The 20,278-nt window shown below is 45.4% G+C and carries 21 protein-coding genes; 5 read left to right on the plus strand and 16 right to left on the minus strand.

Annotation, left to right across the window (positions count from 1 at the left end):
• The first annotated feature begins 29 nt into the window (after window positions 1–29).
• The 3 genes from ACRRQV_RS14260 to ACRRQV_RS14270 are packed head-to-tail and all read left to right on the plus strand — an operon-like array spanning window position 30 to window position 1,991.
• On the plus strand, window positions 30–407 hold the full coding sequence (locus ACRRQV_RS14260; RefSeq protein WP_432532014.1) for a GntR family transcriptional regulator: 378 nt from the start codon (window positions 30–32) through the stop codon (window positions 405–407).
• Window positions 404–1,276: an ATP-binding cassette domain-containing protein gene (locus ACRRQV_RS14265; RefSeq protein WP_432532015.1), complete on the plus strand. Its 873-nt coding sequence runs from the start codon at window positions 404–406 to the stop codon at window positions 1,274–1,276. The genes ACRRQV_RS14260 and ACRRQV_RS14265 overlap by 4 nt, the downstream gene beginning before the upstream one ends.
• Before the next feature lies 1 nt (window position 1,277).
• The gene (locus ACRRQV_RS14270) at window positions 1,278–1,991 is read left to right on the plus strand and encodes a hypothetical protein (protein ID WP_432532017.1); all 714 of its coding nucleotides are present in this window, start codon (window positions 1,278–1,280) and stop codon (window positions 1,989–1,991) included.
• A 109-nt stretch (window positions 1,992–2,100) separates the two neighbouring features.
• Here ACRRQV_RS14270 and ACRRQV_RS14275 read toward each other — a convergent pair whose 3' ends face one another.
• Together ACRRQV_RS14275 and ACRRQV_RS14280 are read right to left on the minus strand one after the other, a co-directional pair.
• Window positions 2,101–3,642, minus strand: a complete 1,542-nt coding sequence (locus ACRRQV_RS14275; protein WP_432532019.1) for a glycosyltransferase — start codon at window positions 3,640–3,642, stop codon at window positions 2,101–2,103.
• 23 nt (window positions 3,643–3,665) lie between these two features.
• A complete protein-coding gene (locus tag ACRRQV_RS14280; RefSeq protein ID WP_432532021.1) occupies window positions 3,666–4,391 on the minus strand; it encodes a glycoside hydrolase family 16 protein in 726 nt (241 codons plus the stop codon).
• A 447-nt stretch (window positions 4,392–4,838) separates the two neighbouring features.
• Here ACRRQV_RS14280 and mug point away from each other — a divergent pair, with 447 nt between their 5' ends.
• Complete coding sequence (gene mug / locus ACRRQV_RS14285) at window positions 4,839–5,345, plus strand: G/U mismatch-specific DNA glycosylase (protein WP_432532023.1); 507 nt, start codon at window positions 4,839–4,841, stop codon at window positions 5,343–5,345.
• 48 nt (window positions 5,346–5,393) lie between these two features.
• Here the strand turns inward: mug and ACRRQV_RS14290 are convergent, their stop codons facing one another.
• The 3 genes from ACRRQV_RS14290 to ACRRQV_RS14300 all read right to left on the minus strand — a co-directional run bounded on the left by ACRRQV_RS14290 (window position 5,394) and on the right by ACRRQV_RS14300 (window position 8,520).
• Window positions 5,394–5,930, minus strand: a complete 537-nt coding sequence (locus ACRRQV_RS14290) for a DUF1697 domain-containing protein (protein WP_432532025.1) — start codon at window positions 5,928–5,930, stop codon at window positions 5,394–5,396.
• A gap of 14 nt (window positions 5,931–5,944) precedes the next feature.
• Complete coding sequence (locus tag ACRRQV_RS14295; RefSeq protein WP_432532027.1) at window positions 5,945–6,958, minus strand: Abi family protein; 1,014 nt, start codon at window positions 6,956–6,958, stop codon at window positions 5,945–5,947.
• Window positions 6,959–7,029: 71 nt separating this feature from the next.
• The gene (locus ACRRQV_RS14300; protein ID WP_432532029.1) at window positions 7,030–8,520 is read right to left on the minus strand and encodes a BCCT family transporter; all 1,491 of its coding nucleotides are present in this window, start codon (window positions 8,518–8,520) and stop codon (window positions 7,030–7,032) included.
• 429 nt (window positions 8,521–8,949) lie between these two features.
• Between ACRRQV_RS14300 and ACRRQV_RS14305 the strand changes: the two genes are divergently transcribed.
• Window positions 8,950–9,447 (plus strand): DUF2798 domain-containing protein, encoded by a 498-nt coding sequence (locus ACRRQV_RS14305; protein ID WP_432532031.1) that lies wholly within the window; start codon window positions 8,950–8,952, stop codon window positions 9,445–9,447.
• A gap of 70 nt (window positions 9,448–9,517) precedes the next feature.
• Here the strand turns inward: ACRRQV_RS14305 and ACRRQV_RS14310 are convergent, their stop codons facing one another.
• The 11 genes from ACRRQV_RS14310 to ACRRQV_RS14360 form a co-directional block, all read right to left on the minus strand.
• Complete coding sequence (locus ACRRQV_RS14310) at window positions 9,518–10,018, minus strand: pyridoxamine 5'-phosphate oxidase family protein (protein WP_432532033.1); 501 nt, start codon at window positions 10,016–10,018, stop codon at window positions 9,518–9,520.
• A gap of 142 nt (window positions 10,019–10,160) precedes the next feature.
• Entirely contained in the window at window positions 10,161–10,895 is a 735-nt protein-coding gene (locus ACRRQV_RS14315; protein WP_432532035.1) for a hypothetical protein, read from the minus strand.
• Window positions 10,873–11,397 (minus strand): RNA polymerase sigma factor, encoded by a 525-nt coding sequence (locus ACRRQV_RS14320; protein ID WP_432532037.1) that lies wholly within the window; start codon window positions 11,395–11,397, stop codon window positions 10,873–10,875. Before ACRRQV_RS14320 ends, ACRRQV_RS14315 begins: the two co-directional genes overlap by 23 nt.
• Before the next feature lie 211 nt (window positions 11,398–11,608).
• Window positions 11,609–12,415, minus strand: coding sequence for a lysophospholipase (locus tag ACRRQV_RS14325; protein ID WP_432532039.1), 807 nt, complete (start codon window positions 12,413–12,415; stop codon window positions 11,609–11,611).
• Between the two features lie 116 nt (window positions 12,416–12,531).
• Entirely contained in the window at window positions 12,532–13,527 is a 996-nt protein-coding gene (locus ACRRQV_RS14330; RefSeq protein ID WP_432532041.1) for an ABC transporter ATP-binding protein, read from the minus strand.
• On the minus strand, window positions 13,496–14,512 hold the full coding sequence (locus ACRRQV_RS14335; protein WP_432532043.1) for an ABC transporter ATP-binding protein: 1,017 nt from the start codon (window positions 14,510–14,512) through the stop codon (window positions 13,496–13,498). The genes ACRRQV_RS14330 and ACRRQV_RS14335 overlap by 32 nt, the downstream gene beginning before the upstream one ends.
• Window positions 14,509–15,411, minus strand: coding sequence for a DUF1028 domain-containing protein (locus ACRRQV_RS14340; protein WP_432532045.1), 903 nt, complete (start codon window positions 15,409–15,411; stop codon window positions 14,509–14,511). The genes ACRRQV_RS14335 and ACRRQV_RS14340 overlap by 4 nt, the downstream gene beginning before the upstream one ends.
• Before the next feature lie 15 nt (window positions 15,412–15,426).
• Window positions 15,427–16,332: an ABC transporter permease gene (locus ACRRQV_RS14345; protein WP_432532047.1), complete on the minus strand. Its 906-nt coding sequence runs from the start codon at window positions 16,330–16,332 to the stop codon at window positions 15,427–15,429.
• 13 nt (window positions 16,333–16,345) lie between these two features.
• Window positions 16,346–17,302, minus strand: a complete 957-nt coding sequence (locus ACRRQV_RS14350) for an ABC transporter permease (RefSeq protein ID WP_432532049.1) — start codon at window positions 17,300–17,302, stop codon at window positions 16,346–16,348.
• 77 nt (window positions 17,303–17,379) lie between these two features.
• Entirely contained in the window at window positions 17,380–18,984 is a 1,605-nt protein-coding gene (locus ACRRQV_RS14355) for an ABC transporter substrate-binding protein (RefSeq protein WP_432532051.1), read from the minus strand.
• Window positions 18,985–19,071: 87 nt separating this feature from the next.
• On the minus strand, window positions 19,072–20,265 hold the full coding sequence (locus ACRRQV_RS14360) for a hypothetical protein (RefSeq protein ID WP_432532053.1): 1,194 nt from the start codon (window positions 20,263–20,265) through the stop codon (window positions 19,072–19,074).
• Between the last annotated feature and the right edge of the window lie 13 nt (window positions 20,266–20,278).

Raw genomic sequence — 20,278 nt, forward strand, 5'->3', positions numbered from 1 at the left:
CAATAACAACATAAAGGAGGTGCATCAGTTTGAGCAAGCCATTGGACGCCAATAAACCCATCTTTGTGCAAGTGCGTGAATTGATTGAAGACCAGATCGTCAACGACCAATTGAAAGAAGGCGACCAAGCGCCATCGACCAACCAGCTCGTCAGCTTTTACAAGATCAACCATGCAACCGTTTCGAAAGGAATCAACCAACTGGTAGATGAAGGCATCTTATTTAAAAAGCGAGGGATTGGCATGTTTGTAGCAGAAGGAGCAAAAAAGACGCTTGTGCAGCAGCGAAAAAAATCATTTGTCGACAATTTTATAGTCGGACTCGTCCAGGAAGCAAAAAAGCTCGGAATCACGGAAGCGGAAATCATCGAACTGATCAAAACGACAAAAGGAAGTGACTCGCCATGACACTTGATATCCAATTGAAAAATATTTCGCTGCGATTCGGCAAATTTGATGCGTTAAAAGATATTTCGTTAACAATGGAAGGCGGCAAGATTCACGGCTTAATCGGCCGCAACGGCGCGGGCAAGACTTCCCTTTTGTCTTTAATTGCGGCTTTTCGCGAAGCAAGTGAAGGCCAAGTGGAAATCGGCGGCGACCCGGTTTTTGAAAATCCCGAACGCATGCAGCAAGTCGCTTTCGTCTATGAAAAAAACTATACAGACGAATACGACCCTTTTTCTTCTTTGATTGAGTTCGCCGCCAGATACCGTCCGAATTTTGACGAGAAATACGCTGAGCATTTGAGCAAGCGCTTTAACCTCCCTATCGACAAACCGGTTTACAAATTTTCCAAAGGGATGCAGTCGGCAGCCTCGGTCATTTTAGGACTTGCCAGCCGTGCGCCGATCACCATTTTTGATGAAGCGTATATTGGCATGGACGCACCGAACCGCCAAGTTTTTTACGAAGAGCTTTTGAGTGATCAAGCAGAACACCCGCGAACCATCATCTTGTCGACGCATTTGGTTTCCGAGATGGATTATCTATTCGACCGGGTAGCCATCATCGACAAAGGGCGCCTTCTGCTCCATGAAGATGCGGACGTCTTGACGGCGCGCGGTGCTTCCATTACCGGAACTGCAGAAGCAGTCGAACAATTTACAGCTGGCATGAACATCTTGAACGAACAAAAACTGGGCGGCGTTAAATCGGTCATGGTCTACGGCGAACTTGATGAGCAGCAGCTTTTAACAGCACACAAACAAGGACTTGAAATCGGGCCAGTCCCGCTGCAGGACTTGTTCATCCACTTAACCGGGGAGGCTGTATAAGATGAAAAAATCCATCCTCTATAAGAAAGCAGCTTTAGACATCTTTTGGGAACAAGCCAAATGGAGCGCATGGTTTTTCGCTGTTCTCATCGTCATCCATGCCGTTGTAATGTATTTCAACTTAGGCAACGAAACTGAAGTTGCCGGGTTTTTCGAATTCTCCCGCTACTCAACATCGATTTTCATGTTGGTATGCGGAATACTCGCAGCTTATGGGTTCATGACGTATTTTGTCCAACAAGGGATTAGCCGAAAAGACGTCTACCGCGGCATTGCTTTAGCGGCATTAGGGCTAGCGATTGCCCTTACGTTGATTCCGCTCTTCTTAAACGGCATCGAGTATTTGCTCGTTTCCTTCACGCCATTGGAGCTGAATTTCATGTCGCCAGGTTCTAGTGCTGACTGGTTTTGGGAAACCATCGTCTACATGCTGAACGTCTTCACGTTTTATTTGGTCGGCTGGATGATCAGCATCGGCTATTACCGATTTGGCTGGCTTATCGGCTTTGCCTTTATCGCCTTAGCAATTATCGCGTTCAGCTTCAATGACTATTTCTGGGGCGACACCGGCTTGACTTCCTTTATTCCATGGCTGCCGAAGATTTCGATGGAAGCTACTCCCTTCATCGGAATCATCGGTTCACTCGTGTTGATTGCCGTGTTGTTGGCTTTCATTCATTCGTTGACCAAGCGGGTTGCGATTAAGATGTATTAAAATTCCATAGCAAAACGCCGCCTTCATTCGAATTGAAGGCGGCGTTTTTAATGGCGTCAGCGAATTTGTGCTCTTCTATAACTTTTCACTTTAATCTCCTTTACTCTCCCTAACTATCTTGTTTGGGTAACGGCACTAAATTTTTCATCCCTTCCTTTAACGGTTCCAATACTTGTTCTGCTGTTTCAGAGACCATCTCCCGTAAGAATTCTGTACTGTTCTCCAAATGTTCGCTTGGTTTTATGTCAGCAGCAGCTTCCATTAAACCGACTTGTACCGGCATAGCCGCAGCCAATAAAAGAGGCTTATCGTTCAGCATCTCATTGGAGTAGATAGAGACCACTCCGCTTCTTTCCATCTTGTTCCATTGGTGGTTTTTTTGAAAAACAAACGCAATGGATCCGTACAAAAAGAAATACGCGTCCAATACTCTGTACGTCACCAGTTCCACGGCTGAGAATAAGCAGATTTTCAAATAGTCGATTTTGCTGTAACTGTGCCCGTATTTTTTGGAAACCACATAGGCACTTACTCGCTGAATAATCTGCAGCACTGCTGTCATCGCCAACAGAAGAAGCGTCAACCACATTAGCTTGCCTGTGAAAAAGGACCATGCCAATAAAATGGTCGTGAACACTCCAACTGCTCCAGGCAGCAGCGAATCAATGAAGATAAAAAAGACGAGCTTTACCCCCAAATTCTTCTTTCTTCCTTTCCGGTAAATTTTCAGTGAATCCAAAAAGCCTTTTTGCCATCTGATTCGTTGCTTTTTCAAGTTTCCAAACGTGTCCGGCACTTCCGTGTAGCATTCCGCTTTTGGAATAAATACGAGCTTGCCTTTTGTGTAAACCGTATTAATGAGTTTCTGCATATTGAGGGTAATCTCCATGTCTTCCCCAATTGTTTTTTTGTATCCTCCCGCTTCATAAAGCGCAAATGCTCGGAATGCCCCAAAAGCTCCCGATACCACGGACACCACCCCAAATCTCGATTGGATAAACCGCTTAACATAAAACGCCAGCATATAATCGGACAATTGGTAGCGGATTAATCCTTTTCCTTTAAACGACGGTTTTGACTCTTGGTACATTTGCCCGACATGGACCATTCCGCCTCCAGCAATGACGTTCGGATCTTCCATCGCTTCGTTAATATGGGTCAGCGCGTTTTTTTGCAAGATGCTGTCCGCATCCAATGTGATGATGACATCTCCTGAAGCGTAGTCAGCTCCGGCATTTAAGGCGTCTGCTTTTCCGCCGTTTATTTTGTCCAGCACGGTAACATTCGGATAAACGGAAGACCGAAAAATGCTGACGACCGGATGGTAATTCAATAAGTTTTTTGGTTTTAAGTCCACTTCTGTTAAATCCAGCAGCTTCTGCAACAACTCCATCGAGCCGTCGCTAGAGCCATCGTTGATGATGATCAACTCAAAATTTTGATAATCCAAGTTCTCGTATCCAGTGAAGCAGCTTTGCAATACCTTTTCTTCATTATAAGCAGGCACCAAAATGGTCATCTTTTTCTCCGCCAGGTCTTTACGGACAACTACATCTTTTTTCGATAGTTTTAAAGCCAGTACCAAATACAAAAATTGGATTAAGAAAAAGATTGCCCATAATCCCAACCCTGCTGTATAAACGGCTTCCATAGACCTCAACTCCTCATTCTCTCTTATTTTTGGTAATATCGAATCCAATCAATGAGCATTTGGGCAGGCAGTTCCGTCGTACTGTCGGGTTCTTCCACCCAGTTCCCACCCACCGCCGTGTTAATAAACAAATACATATCTTCCTGCGGAACATATTCCGTGCTGGTGAAGACCGGTGCACCATCTACCAAAAATGTGATTTTTTCAGGTTCCCATTCGATGCCGTATGTATGATAGTCTGTCGTTAAATCAGGCAGATTGGTCATCGTAAAATCTCGCCCATAGGTGCCGTTCACTTCATAATGAATCGTGTTCCACAATTGCCCAGGTTCTTGCCCAAGCATCTCTACAATATCGATTTCTGGAAACTCCTTGCCTTGGTTGTTCCAAAGCCAAATGGCTGGCAACAACCCTTGTCCCGCCGGCAATTTTGCCCGCACTTCAAGTTTTCCGTATTTAAAGAGCACCTTCCCTTTCGTGGTCAAGGCTCCAGAAGTATAAGGAAATCCTTCAGATGCTTCTTCTTTTGTATGGATTTTTAAAACGCCCTCATCTATTTCAATATTTTCGGGTTTGTAATGCTGGCTTCTTTGGCCATCGCCTCGGCTGTCATCCAGTACATTCCATCGATCCGGATCCACTTCAGATCCGCGAAACTGTTCGTACCACACAAGTTTCCAAGGATCTGCAGCGCCGCTTTTGTCCATAGCGTGAAATCCCGGTGTGAATTGCATAAACCAATACCCCATATTCGACCCTCCTCCGCTGACGCAAATCATTGCTATTAATGCGCAAATTAGTTCTCTTCTCGCTTTCACTGAACTTATCAACTCCACTACAGGTATTTGTTTAAAGCTGACCACGATAAAACAAAGTAGGTCTTTAAAATCAGGTGATTCCAATTATTTAGTTAACACTTTTCAATTTATAGGTCTAAGGTTAAATTTTAGTTAAAAATTCGGATAACCAATGAAACTTTACTCCTAGTTCTTATGTCCTTTAACTTTCCAAAAGAGAACGCTGAAGAAAGAGCTAAAGAAAAATGCCTTTCCCAGCTCTATGGATATCAAGTTTTGCAGGGGGCAAGCTGTTTTCGCATTGGTATATTCTCGTACATTTGCCGTACATGCATTGGGGAAATTCGTGGTGGTATAATGAAGAAACTACTTTTTTTGAAATAAAGGAGGCAATTTTTTGTGCAGCTTGAACCAATACCCGATCATTTGCAAGAAGGGTTAAAAATTCTATTTGTCGGTTTTAATCCGAGTATCCGTTCATCGGAAACCGGTTTTCATTACGCCAATCCAACTAACCGATTTTGGAAGATTTTATTTGAAGCGGGACTCACGCCAAGAAAGTTCCGGCCGGACGAAAACAGCGAACTGCTTGCTTTGGGCTTTGGCTTAACGAATATCGTAGCCAGGCCGACCAAAGAAGCGGCTGAGATTTCCAAAATGGAATATGCAGAAGGTGCTGCTTTGCTTCAGCAAAAAATCAAAACGTATCGCCCTAAAGCCATCTGCTTTGTCGGCAAAGGCGTCTATCAGGAATACAGCAAAAAGCGAAAAATCCAGTGGGGTCTCCAGGAAGAGCCGGTCATTCCGGGAATTGTTGAATTCGTCGCTCCTTCATCGAGTGGATTGGTCCGAATCAAACAACGCGACATCGTTGAGGTTTACAAAGGATTAAAAAGATTTATCTAAATAAAAACGCCATCCTCGGCAGATTCACCGAGGATGGCGTTTTTTCGTTTACTTTTCTATTAATTGGACAAGCTTCCGCACTGTATTCACGTTCCGGACGGTCATGTGCTTGTATAGTTCCGAACCGGCCAGCTTCATCATACCGCTTCGCGTCACCTTGTCTCTGTCTACTGCCCATAGAATCGCACCAGGTACGTAGAGGATGTGATCGATTTCCGGTTTGACCACTAAACGGTCCAGCACGGATTCTGAATCCACGTCTTCCCATAAAAACAAGACGTCGCTTTTCATTTGATCGCCGTTCGTCCAATTTTCAGGAACCGCAGCGGCAATCGTTCTAAATTCGCCTTCGCTGACAAGCAGCACCTTGATCTGAAGTTCAAAATGCTCAAAAATGGCAGTTTCAAGTATGGCCACCAGTTCTTCTTTTGAGTGGTTGAAACTTGTAAAGATGATATTGCCTGAATTGATGTATGTTTTGACTTGAATCATTCCGGCCTGTTCAAACACTTCCTTCAGCGTCTTCATGCTGATTTTATTGTTTCCGCCGACATTTATTCCTCGGAGCAATGCGATATACACCATGCCTTTCCCTCCTCTTATTGCCATTCATCCTGAAACCCGGTTTCCATCATCACGTTGCCATATGCCCTCCCCGAAACGGATTGTTCCAGCTCGCGCATCAGCCGTTCGAGTTCATTCCAAAACACGTCGTATTCTTCCCGAGCTAGCAAAAGCTTTAGCAAACCCACCATAGAAAACACCGTGCCTTTGCTGAAACTTCCTTTCGGCCGCTCCATTTGCGTTTCCACTCCCGCAAGTTCGACGGGGTGTTCCAAGCGAAAACGGTACAGCACTTCCTCGTGCGCCGATTTGTTGCGATATGGAAACGCAACTTGCAAAATAGCGTCGAGTTCTTCGGCCCGTAAGCGGACCGGCCAATATTCCTCGCTGAACTCTTCCGCAAAATCTTGCGCAATTTGCTCACGCAGCTCTTCGTCAATAACCGAATAGAAATTGGTGATTTGGCCGAGCGACAAGAAATTGACAAGCACCCAAAGCGGTACGTTGCGGTGTTTGTCGAAAAACTCCCGAATGGCTGGGTACCTCACCCGATCACGCTTTTTATGGCTTTTGATAAGATTAAATAGCGTCGAAATGATACGGTCTCGCTCATGGTGATGCACGGGATCTACGCTGTAATTGGCAGGATTCAAAAAGCTGTCCTGTCCTTTAAACTTTTCGGAAAAGCGGTACGCGATTTTGGATTTGATATTTTTCTCAAACTTTAACAACTCATTCAGCATGAGCATCCGCAATTCCCGGTCAAAGCGGTAAAGCGCATACACATGGCCGAACTCGGCGCCTTTTTGGTAGCGTTCAAGGCCGTACGGATTTACCCGCTCATCGTGTTCGAGAAAAGGCTCTTTATAGCCGTCGATGAGCGCGTAGTAATTCTCGCGCGACAACACCCGCTTCGCGGACGCTTTGTCCAAAATTGTTAAACCGCGGTTTTCCAGTATCGTAATCTGTTCATCGTGAGAAGCAAAAACTTTCATCGTTTCATCCTCTTTCAACTCTTCTTTCTTCTTACTGTAAGCTACAAATTTCATTTAATAAACCCATCAAATAAAAAACGCCGCCAGCATCCTTGAAGGATGTTGGCAGCGCTTTTGCTATATTTTTATTTCCGTCGAACAGGTACGGTTTTTTGAATGTCCTTTAAGAAAGAAATGCCCATCAAAATGATGACGATTGCAAAGGGCAGCGCCGCAATGATCAGCATGTTCTGCAGCCCTTGGGTGCCGCCGAAATAAACAACAACCGCCGCTACTGCTGATTGAATTAATCCCCATGTCACTTTCACAGAATTTGCCGGATTAAGCAGGCCATTCGTGCTTAGCATCCCCAACACAAATGTCGCCGAATCTGCTGACGTGATAAAGAAAATGGCAATGACGACAATTGTCAGCATAGACATGAATGTGCCGAGCGGGTATTCTGCAAGAACACCAAATGTAGACGTCTCTAACGAAAAATCGGAAATTGCTGAAATTCCCAGCTGCTCCAAGCGCAAGGCAGAAACGCCAAACACTGAGAAAAAGATAAAACAAACGAGCGCCGGCAGCAGCAAGACGCCGAACATAAACTCTTTGATGGTCCGTCCTTTGGAAATCCGGGCAATGAAAATACCGACAAATGGCGCCCAGGAAATCCACCAAGCCCAGTAGAAAATCGTCCACGTGTTAATCCAACTCCGATTGTCTTCATTGAGCGGAGCCAGCCGCAGACTCATCTTGAAAAAGTCGGTAACATAACTTCCTAATGTATTCGTAAACATATTCACAATTAAAAGCGTTGGCCCTGTAATGAACAATAAAATCAGCAACACAGCAGCCAATCCCATATTGATGTTGCTCAAATACTTGATGCCTCGACCGATTCCAGACCAAGCCGACCAAATGAACAACGCTGTTGAAATTGCCAGCACAATGAGCTGAACCGTGAAGTTATTTGGTGTACCAAACAGGAAAGACAGCCCGCCGGTAATCTGCGCCGAACCAAAGCCGAGCGTCGCCGCAACTCCGACCACCGTCGCAAAAACAGCAAGCACATCCACTGCTGTTCCAAGCGGCCCTTTCATCAGCTTTTCACCGAACAACGGAGTCAGTGTGGCACTGATCAAGCCTGGCGTCCCACGGTTAAACTTGAAATAAGCAAGAACCAAGCCGACAACTCCATAGATTGCCCATGCATGTACGCCCCAATGGAAAAACGAATACTTCAATGAATCGTTTATCGCTTCATCCGATCCTACTTCCGCCAGCGGACTGCTGATAAAGGCGTGGGATACCGGTTCAGCGGTCGTCCAAAAAACTAGCCCCATTCCCATGCCAGCACTAAATAGCATAGCAAACCAAGAGCTTTTGCTGAATTCGGGCTCGTCATCCTTCTTTCCCAGTTTCACATTGCCAAAGCGGGAAAACATCATATAAACACAGAAAAGAAGAATGGCGATGACTAGCAACAAATAAAACCAGCCGAAATTCATTGTCAGCTGAGCGGTCACATTTGATGTGAATGATTCTAAATTTTTTGGGGCAATGGCTCCCCATAAAACGACGACCAATGAAATTACTAACGAATACCAAAATACTTGAGTTGCTTTTTGCATATTCCACCTCTCGCTAACCTATTCGGTCTCTTATTTTTTATATAATTGAGCAGCAAAGTTCAAGCCACTTGCCAAAGCCCATCTTATATAATTAACCATCCTATCACATTCTAAAACGGAATTTAACCGTTAAAGCTATTTGGCCTAGCTCCTCAGCCTTTTAAAAAGGTGGAAAACTACTTTTTCGATGGTGAATTTTCTGATATGGATTTTACAATACACTTGTCCAGCCTCTATTAAAAAGACACAAAATGGACACTTACACCGCGAGAGACGGCTTTGTTATAGTTACAAACAGACTGAAAAAAGCACCTATCTAGTTCGAGCGTATCCCATATTAATTTGCCAAAAGCGTTTGAGAAAATGCGCTTGCTCAATTATTTCGTGTCTATGAAAGTCGAGTATAAGCAGTTTGAAAGGAAGAAAAACATGCATCAAGAAAAACGATTGCCCCGAAACGGAAAAGAAGGCTTGTTGTACGGCGCTACGGTTGCCACATTAACGGTTTTATTTATGACCTCCTTCAGCACCATCTATTTTGCCGGAGAATTTAACGAATCGGTTGCGTTTTCCATTTTGAAAATGGCGCCGATTATGTGGATCATCGTCATGATCATCGAACCTGCCGTTTTTGGCCGTCTGGCAGAAGCGTTAACAGCAAAATTCACAAAGCCTACAGACAGTTTTAATGCAAAAATCATGTTCCGTATATTGTTTACCGTCCTTGGAATGTCCGCTGCCATGACCTTGATCGGCGACCTCGTCGGCAACGGATTCCACACGAATCTCTTCAGCAACTGGCTGCACTATTGGCCACGAAATTTTATGATTGTCCTAATCGCTGAGAGTCTTGTAATTCAGCCGATTGCCCGATTCGTTATGGTGAAGTTGCACGAGTCCCAAGACAAAAAAGCGCAGCTGGCATGAAAAGTTTAGGCTTAATAAATGAAGAAAGCTCCCAGACAACATGTGTTGTCCCGGAGCTTTCTTTGGTTCCTTAATTAGAAAAGTCAACCGTATCATTTAATTCTTTATCGTCTTTGTCCATTTTTTCGCTCGTAGTAAGTTTTTTCGCAAATTTGGCTATGGTCTTGAGCGTGTTGCCCGACTCCCAGTATTCTGCGGAATCCACTGACACTTTGATCAAAACGACATTCGGATCGTCATAAGTCGTTTCCAACACTTTCCCAAGAATCGGGTTCCAGTATTCTTTTTTCCGATTCAAGTCTTCGCTGAATTCCGCTGTTCCGCTAACCGATACATATGATTTTCCGGCGTAAGCCACATTGACTGTCGGATTGGCCAGAATTTCTTTGTATTTGGCTGTATCTTTCATTGTTAAAAACCAAAGGTCGCCGTCAAACTCCGTTTCTTGCGTTTGCATCGGCCGCGAGACCGCTTTGCCTTCTGAAAGAGTTGTAAACATGGCCACTTCTATGCCTTTAATCAAATCTTTTACTTTTTCAACTGCCTCTTCATGCGTCAAACGGTTTGCCATCGATTTTCCTCCTCGTTTTAATTCTTTAACACACGCGTATTTGCTTATTTTCCCGGTATTGGAACTCCTAAACACAGCTTAAAACGTTCAAAAGACGTTTCCTGCAACCGCTAAAGTTACCGAAAACGCCTTCTCCTTGGAATTAGTTTAGTTTGTTGCCCGACAGTTTTTCGCTCAACTGCTCAACACCGGCCGAAAGATTGAACTTTCCAATCTTCCCTTCTTCCGGAACAATCGCATCACCCTCTAATGCAAATTGTTCTTTTTCTCCGCTGCCGCTTTCGAAGTTGACGGTGAATGCGAACTGATAAAGAGCTGGGTTGTTTTCGTTTCGGGTAATTTCTACTTCCCCCAAACTGATTTGGTGATCGCCTTCAGCGCTACTGAATATGAACGCTAGGCCGGAGTTGATGAATCTGTCCAATCCGTTTTCTGTGAAAAAGCCCGCGTACTTCGCTTTTTCATAAGAAGTAAAATCCTGAACTACTGATGATTTTTGAAACGCATTGTATTCTTCTTCGGTCATGTCCCCTTTTTGCTGCTGGAACATCCGTTGCATTAAACGAATATATTCTTCGTCTGGCCCTGTGAATTCTTTTTCCAGTACTTCCCGTATAACTGCTTCGTTTTTGTCTATGCCGGAAGTTCCGCTGGCCACGTCGTTTTCCGACAAGGAATCGCCGTTGAAAAACGTAAAAGCAAAAATGAAAACAATTGCCAGCATGGCTACTGAAATAAATGCAGGGGCCAGCCGAACATTCTTTTTCCGTTTCATTTTATGCTGCAGCTTAACGAAGCTCGTTTTCCGCGCTTCATCTGTTCGGCCAACCTGTTTCATTTTCCGGAAAATTTCGTCAAGTTCTTTTGATGGATCCATGCATCACACCATCCTTTTCATCCAGCTCTTTTTTTAGCACAACCAAAGCGCGCGCCATCATCGTCTTCACTTTCGCTTCTGTCCATCCGAGGATGTATGCCGTTTCTTTGATCGAGCATTCGTCGATTTTCCGGAGAATCAACACATCGCGGTAAGCTTTTTTCAAGCGGTTCAACGCTTCATGCAAACGAGCGGCGTCTTCTTTTTTCTCGGTCGACTTTTCCGGGGACGGATTTTTCAAGTCCCGGTCATTGTCGCTGCTAAGCGCGAAAAACTGGACCACTTTTTTTCTTCTTAAATGATCATACGTAACGTTTCGGGCAATCTTTAAAAGCCACGTTGCTACCGATGACTGGTTATTAAAGGTATGTATGTTTTTATAGGCTTTGTAAAACGCTTCTTGCGTCAAATCCTCAGCCGTTTCTTTATGCCGGACCACCAAATAAATATAGCGGTACACCCGGTCGCTGTTTTCGAGGTATATCTGTTCCACTTCTTCCATTATTTTCAACCCCCTCTTATTAAGAATAGACGAACCATGAAATAGAAAGTATCGGTTTTGGTAAACTATTTTAAAAAGTGAAGGAATTCTTTTTTAAACTAGAGGCTAGAATTCTGTGAGCGCTGTCGGCCTTTCTATAAGCATTGCCTGTTCATTTGCATAAAAATGCCCTGAACCTTGTGTTTAGGGCATTTCAATGTTTCTTCTTTTGTTAAATCCGCTCGTCAATCCACCCAATCACTTCATCATAGATTTTATACTTAACCGGCTCATTGAAGATTTCATGCATAAGCGACGCATAGATTTTCAACGTCTTGTCTTTTGAGCCGATTTCACCGTAAAAGTCCCGGGAATCTTTTTCTGCGACCAGCCCGTCTTCATTGCCATGCAACACGAGCACCGGATCAATAAAGTCTTCGGCTTTTTCTTTCAGCCACGCAATGCCGGGTGCAAACTCATTGATGAGGCCGACTGAAATTTTCTTTTCCACAAGCGGATCTTCCTCGTACGCTTTAACGACTGCCGGGTCGCTGCAGACGCCTTCTCCGAGTTCGTTATCCAGATACGTATCTGCTGGCAGTTCCATCGGAAGCGGACCGAACAGTTCTTTGTTGTAGCGGGTCAGTGCCCCGGACAAAACGATGCCCGTGGCTTGTCCGGGATATTTTGTTCCGAACGCGGCTGCCGTGAAGCCGCCCATGCTATGGCCAATCAAAAAGACTGCTTGGCCGGAATTTTCTTTTTTCGCCAAATCCATGATGGTTTTCAAGTCGTCTGGCATTTCGTTGAAATCCTTAAAAAAAGTTCGCTCTCCTTCAGAACGCGCATGCCCTCGCTGTTCATAGCGATACACCGTAAAGCCATGTTTTAAAAGCGTTTCAGCCATCGCATCATATCGTCCCAAATGCTCGGCCAAGCCATGCGAAATCACCGCTACCGCTTTTTGATTTTCTGCTTTTTCTATACGGGTAAATAACTTCGTGCCGTCATAAGACGGAATCATTCGTTCTTCGCTCATTGATTGTCCTCCATTCAGTTAATCGGTTCTTCTTGTATCATTCTCTGCGAACTGAAAAAAACCTTCCGAAAGAAAGGTAAAAACCCCGCTGCCTAATCCAGCAGCGGGGTTCGGTTTTATTCTGCAGTTAGCGGTGCTGACTCCGGCTGGTCGTGGTACAAATAGCAAGCGGCAAAATGGCCTTCTTCCAACTCCCGCAACTCGGGCTGCACCGTTCCGCAAATGTCCATGCGATTTGGGCATCTTGACTGAAACACGCAGCCCGTCGGAGGGTTTTGCGGGCTTGGCAAATCCCCTTCCAAAACGATGCGGTTTCTCGTGTGCCGTCTGCTCGGGGATGGAATAACGGACAACAGCGCTTTCGTGTAAGGGTGCAACGGATTTTTATACAGCGAATCGGTGTCCGAAATTTCAACGATTTTGCCCAAGTACATAACCGCCACACGGGTGCTGATGTGCTTGACCACGCTCAAGTCATGGGCAATGAAAATATACGTCAAGCCCATGCTGTCCTGCAAATCCTGCATCAAGTTCAACACTTGCGCTTGAATGGACACGTCAAGTGCCGATACCGGTTCGTCCGCTATGACAATTTTTGGCTTTAAAATAAGCGCCCGAGCAATGCCGATCCGCTGCCGCTGCCCGCCGCTGAATTCATGCGGATAGCGATGGGCCACACTAGCACTCAATCCGACCCGCTCCAGCATATCCAGCACTTCTTGCTTGCTTCCTTTATTATAAAGTTTGTGTATTTTCAGCGGTTCGGACACAATGTCAAAAATCGTTTTTCTCGAATTGAGCGAAGCATACGGGTCTTGGAAAATCATTTGGATTTCCCGGCGGATGGGGTGCATTTCTTTTGTCGACAGGTTTGATATGTTTTTGTCTTGAAAAATCACGCTTCCCCCGGTTGCTTCCGTCAATTGAAGAATCGTTCGGCCAAGCGTCGATTTGCCGCAGCCGCTTTCTCCAACAATTCCAAGCGTTTCGCCTTTTTTCAAGTTAAAACTGATGCCATCCACTGCTTTCACATGGCCGACGGTGCCGCGTAAAAATCCTTTTTTTACCGGAAAGTATTTTTTAATTTGTTGAACCTTCAAGATTTCTTCCATTAGGCTCCCCCGTTTCTTCCGAGTATAACCAACAATTGGTCGAGTGGGTCTCTGTGATCCATTCCGTAGGAGGCACTTTCACAAAACAATGGTCCATGGCGAATTTGCAGCGCGGAGCAAATCGGCACCCCGGGATCTTTTCTTCGGCTTGCGGCACCATCCCCGGAATGGCTTCAAGACGCGTCACATCTTTTTCGATATCCGGAATGGACTGCAATAACCCTAACGTATAAGGATGTTTCGGATCATCAAACAATTCATCGACGTCCGCTTCTTCAATAACCATGCCCGCATACATGACGATGACCCGGTCGCATACTTCAGACACGACGCCCAAGTCATGCGTAATCAATAAAATCGATGTCCCGAAATCGGTTTGCAGTTTTTTCATCAAGTCCAAAATTTGTGCTTGTATCGTGACATCAAGCGCAGTGGTCGGTTCATCGGCAATGAGCAGCGTCGGATTGCACGCCATTGCCATCGCAATCATGACGCGCTGGCGCATGCCGCCTGACAGCTGATGCGGGTATTCGTCCATGATTTGTTTTGCCCGCGGAATGCCCACTTTTTGCAGCATTTCCACACCTTTCAGATGCGCTTCTTTTTTGCTGCATTTATTGTGCTCGCGGATCATTTCAATGATTTGAAACCCGACGGTAAAAACCGGATTCAACGAAGTCATTGGGTCTTGGAAAATCATTGCGATTTCGTTTCCGCGGATTTTTCGAAACTCGCTTTCAGAAATCCCGGCAATTTGCTTGTCCTGGTAAATGATTTCGCTGGAAGGATCGATCTGGCTCATACCTTTTGGCAACAGGCCCATAATGGAAAGAGACGTCACACTTTTCCCGCAGCCCGATTCGCCGACGATTCCAAGCATCTCGCCTTTTCTCACATCGAACGTGATGCCCCGAAGCGTTTCCGCATATTCCTTTTCCTTCCTGAACGAAACTTTTAAGTTTTTCACTTGTAAAAGAGCTGTCATACAGATTCCTGCTTTTCGTGAATCGCAGCGGCCATATACCGCACGACTTCTTTGTCGATGCTGCCTTTTGGCAAGACCCGCTCGTCGAAGTTTTCGATCAAGTGGTAAGATTCCAACGCTGCGTACAATGCTTCTTCGTTTTCTGTTCCATTTTCCAAGTAGCCCAGACCAACAAGCATCTTTGTTACTTCATCCTGCAAGTCCCCTTCGATGGACAAAATGTCTTCTTCCTTTGTTTTCGTGAAATACAGCTGGTGCAACTTAAAGATCCGCTTTAATTCCTGGACCGGGTTTTCGTGGTCATCGATCCGCAAATCCAAATACTTGTCGTTATAGCCGCCATAGCTGCCTTGTTCTTTCACGACCAAAAGCGCAGCCGATTGCTTGCCTCTGCTGTCGCCGCCTGCCTTTTCTCCTGCCGCTAACGCTGCGAGCAATCGTTCTGCCAGCGGAGAACCCTTAGTTGCCTGAAAGACCTCAGCCATTTGTTCAACCGTTTCAGCGTCTACCAAAATGTTGCCTTGAACGGCAAAGTTTGGCCCCGTTTTGCCTCCTGCCCACGCATGGGTTTCTTCTCCGGTAAAGGTGGCGCTATTGCCTTTTGCATCCACTATCCCGACTTGGCGATAGGCTTTTTTCTCATCTCCAGAAGTGATTTTCGTCAGCACTTCTTCTGCGCTCAACCCGCTTTCCAGCAGTTCGAGCCCCTTTGTTCCATAGTCCAAGTTGGCCCAAGACTGGGTCGCAATCGCCCCTACACCCGCTTTGGCATACGGCACCACAGCTCCTACACTTAAAAATTTTGAAGCTACGGCAATGCCGAGCTCCCCGGTCTCTGGATCGAAGCCGACAATTGAAAATGTATTGATCGCACGATTGGTTTTATTTGCATGAGCCATTTCATATCCCCCTTGTTATTTGATCTTTGGATCTAATGCATCGCGCAGTGCATCCCCCAGCAAGTTCCAGCACAGCACGACAACGAAAATCGAAATGCCCGGAAGCAAACTAAGATGAGGAGCCATTCGGATATACTTTTGCCCTTCGCTTAACATAACGCCCCATTCAGCTAATGGCGGCTGTGCGCCTAGCCCTAAGAAACTCATGCCGGATGCCGCCAAAATCATCCAGCCGACATCCAAGCTGACCGCTACGATGATCGGCGGCATGCAGTTCGGCAGGATATGCCGCGTAATGATGTGAAAATGGCTAGCTCCAATGGCTTTTTCGGCGAGAACAAATTCCATCTCCCGAAATTGAAGCGTGCTGCCCCTGACAATCCGCGCGTAATATGGAATGCCGACGATACTGATCGCAATCATCGTATTGATAAGGCCTGGCCCAAGCGCAGCAATGATGGCAATGGCGAGCAGGATATACGGAAATGCCATTAAAATGTCGATAAACCGCATAATGATCGTGTCATAAAATTTTTGAAAATACCCGGCCACCAATCCTAGCACCATGCCAAATGCGAGAGCAATCATCACTGCTAAAATTCCGATGCTGATTGAAGCTCTTCCTCCCCAAATGAGCCGGCTGAGCAAATCCCGTCCAAGTTCATCCGTTCCGAGCGCATGTCCGGCTGTTCCCATCGGTTGAAGCCGTGAACCTATATCTGTTGCATCGGGATTCGGAATTGGCAAAATAGGTGCAAGAAGTACGGTAATAAAAATGATCAGCAATACGCTGCCGCCAAACACTGCCGTCTTATCGCGTATCAGTTTTTTCCGTGCGACTTTCCATGGCCCCGCAAACTTCTTTTCTTCAGTTATAAGAGAGGAAGCAGGAGCCCCATTGTTTTTTTCGACATTAACCATAGTATCCTCTCCTCTACTTATACGAAATCCGCGGATCTAAAAATGCATACAACACGTCCACCAGCAAATTGATCAGTACGTAGGTAGTGGCCACAAACAAGATAATCCCTTGCACCAGCGGGAAATCGCGGGCTAAAATGCCATCGATCATAAGTGTCCCGATGCCTGGCCATGCAAATACTTTCTCGACCAGCACCGCACCCGCCAGCAAAAAGCCGATTTGCATGCCGATCACCGTAATGATTGGGATGAACGCATTTCTCAGCGCATGCAGCAAAACCACTCGTTTTTCGCTCAGCCCTTTTGAACGGGCTGTCCGAATAAAATCGTTCTCAAAAACTTCCAACATGCTGGATCTCGTCATGCGGGCTATGACTGCACCCACTCCAGCCGACAAGGCGATGGAAGGCAAAATCAAATGCCTGCTCAAGTCGCCAATTCCGCTTGAGCCCGGCGAGTACATGCCGGATATCGGGAGCACATTCAAGTTCAAGCCGAAAACGATTTGCAGCAGGATGCCCAGCCAAAATACCGGCAAACAAAAACCGACCAGTATTAAAATCATCAGCGAGCGGTCGATAAAGCTGTATTTTTTATATGCCGAAACGATTCCAACCGCGATTCCCGTCACGATGGCGAATACCGCTCCTGTCAGCGTCAAAAGCAGCGTCGCGCCAAACCGGTTCAACACGAGCGGGAAGACGTCCACTTTCAACTGGATGGACCGTCCCCAATCTCCCGTCAATGCATTCCCGAGCCACGTAAAGTATTGCTTGAAAAACGGTTCATCCAAGCCCAAATCGTTGCGGAGCGCCGCGACCGATTCAGCGGTGGCTTTCGGCCCTAAAATGATTTTGGCCGGATCGCCAGGCGAGAGATACATAATCGAAAAAACGAGCAGCGTCACTCCGAACAAAACAGGAATCAACCCCAATGCCCGTTTTAAAATATAAGAAAACAATTTGACCACCTCGTTTTCAAATAGATAGATTCTGGAATTTCTGTTTAAAAAAAGAAAAGAGGTGAATCACCTCTCTTCTTTTTCAACTATTCTAAAACCACTTTGCTGAATCTAAAGACGCCAGTTGGATGAAGCTCAAAGTTTTTCACGTTAGGCGCAGCCAGCACAATTTGTTTTTCGTAATCCAATACTAGCCACGGTGCTTCTTCCATGAAGATTTCTTGCACTCTTTCGTACATTTCGGTTCTTTCTGCCTTGTCGGAAGTGACTCTCGCTTCCGCCAATAATTGGTTCACTTCTTCGTTGTTGTAGTATGAATCGTTAAATCCGTTCGGCGGGACTTGCTGGCCGCTTAGCAAAATGTAAAGGAAGTTATCCGGATCTCCGTTATCGCCCACCCACGACATTTGGTGCATGTCCATGTCGGATTCTTCAAATGGCACAAACACTTTATCCAAGTAAGTTCCCCATTCAAATGTTTGGATGTTTAACTTGATGCCCACTTTTTCCAAATCGGCTTGGATAGCGGCTGCCATGACTTGCGGCTGCTGCATGCCTGAACCGGACTCGGGCACCCAGTAATCCACTTCAAAGCCATCCGGGTATCCGGCTTCGGCCAACAATTGTTTTGCTTTTTCCGGATCGTGCGGATAGTTTTTCACATTGGCATTATGCCCCCAGACGCTTGGCGGAATCGGGCTGTTTGCCAATTCACCTGTACCTTGCAAAAGACCATCGATAATTTCCTCTTTATTGACGGCATAGTTGACTGCTTGGCGAACTTTCACATCGTTAAACGGTTCTTTTTGGGTATTGAACGCAGTCCACCAAACATGCATCCCTGCTTGTTCGATTTTCTGTACATTCGGGTCGCCTTCCAGGCGCACCAGATCATCGGGTGGAACGTTGACGATCAAGTGAATATTGCCTGCTTCAAGCTCAGCAAGGCGTGTTTGGGCTTCCGCAATCGGCTTCATGATTACTTTCTCCAGCTTCGGCACTTCACCAAAATAGTCATCATTTCTTTCCAATACGGCTTCTACACCCGGTGACCAGCTGACAAATTTGAAAGGACCCGTACCGACTGGATTTTTCGTGAAATCCTTGCCGTACTTTTCAACTGCTGCAGGGCTGACGATACTCGCAGCATGCATGGCCATATTGCTCAAAAACGGAGCAAAAGGCTCTTTCAACTTAATTTTCACTTGATAATCTTCCAGCACTTCTACGCTGTCTACCATGCCGAACGTAAAATCAGCATACGCAAATTGACCGGTATCATGGAATGGGTGTTCAGGATCAATTTGCCGTTCGATGCTGAATTTTACGGCTTCTGCATTAAAATCGGTTCCGTCATGGAACTTTACGCCTTCTCTTAAAAAGAAAGTGTATTCCATTCCATCTTCGGAAATTTCCCATTTCTCTGCTAAGCCCGGCTCTAACTCCGTGCTTCCATCTTTAAATTGGACAAGTTGATCGTATAATTCCATGGCTGCCCGAGAACTGTTATAGTCGGAAAGCTGATGGGCATCAAATGATGTTGGTTCTGCTTCAAGCCCTACGATGAGCGTTCCGCCTCCTGCTTCTCCTTCTCCAGTTTCCGAAGTGCCCCCTGAATCCTGGGAACACGCAGCAGCGAACAGCATGGCAATCATCATAAGCACCAAGAGTTTAAAAAACCTACTTTTCATTTTCATTCCCCCTTCTTACTTTCATAATTATAGAAGCTTCAAAATGGGAATGTTGCACTCTCTCTTCAAATTTTTGCACTATTTCGACTACTTAACTTTTCCGAAGCTCTTTGCTGGAACTAAAAGGGATAGCGTGGAAAATAAAAGTGCACCACCAGCCGCCGACAATAGCTGTACAAGCATCGGAATGTGGAAATACAGCATCGCACCACTCGCAACATAAAGAACAGGCAAAGATGCGATTAGTTGAATTTTAGAAAGTTGATGCCAGCTTGAAGTCAGCAGGAAGATGGACGGCGGAATCAGCCATATCGAAAAAAACAAAATGATATCAATCAAATAGGCATTTTCCAAATGGAACACCTGAAACCCACAAACGCTAGCTGCCACCAAGATCCATACATACAAATCCGGCCTGACGACGGTACCGGGTCTGATATACTTTTTGATGGACACCCACGTTAACAAAATCGAAATCAAAGAAGCTAAGATAAAAATGGTCCAAACGACCGAAAAGATGTACGGATTCATCAATTTTTGAAGCATGGAAACGATTAAGACATTGGGGTGAGTAGATTCGACCCGTTCTGTTACGGCCACGAGGACCATCGTCGAAAATGCCAGCATGATCGAGCCGACGCAAAAGTTCACGAGGAACATATGCGAAACAAACTTTTTGTTCCCCAGCGCTTGAAGCGAATAAATGACGTATTGCCGAACGAAAAACAGAAGCGTCAGCATAACATACATGCCAGCCATCCCTTCTTTGCTTTCATGCAGCATAGACGGATGATAATGAAGAAGGTTGTGGTATACGGTCTCAAGCCCTTTTTGCAAATAAATCGTATTCGACAAAAAAATCGCCATCATAAAAACGATTAAGAGATTGATAAACGTGAACGAATTTATTGCCAGCTCCGACGTTTTTTTCATCAGCACCGACAACGACAAGAAGAAGAAAAAGAAAAGGACCATCAAAGTGGAGGCAATCGAACTGTATTCAAAATTGATAAAGGGCAAGACGGATAAGACGACCCAACAACTTAAAAAAACGGTTTCAAGAAAATAGAAAAAAAGGGCAACATAAATAAGAAGCCGCTTCGTCGCAGTGTCCTTTTTATCGAACAATTGGTTTTTGAATAAATACAGCACAAGAGAAGCAGTGAAAAAAGCACCGCATAAAATAAGTCCGCCGTAAACCCCAAAGCGAAGCGTAATGTCGCTTGCCAAAAAAAGCAGTACAACCGAAAAAAAGGAACTGATTAAATTGAATAGTTTCAACTGGGATCATCTC

It is taken from the genome of Planococcus sp. YIM B11945 (assembly GCF_050864155.1).
GTDB lineage: Bacteria > Bacillota > Bacilli > Bacillales_A > Planococcaceae > Planococcus.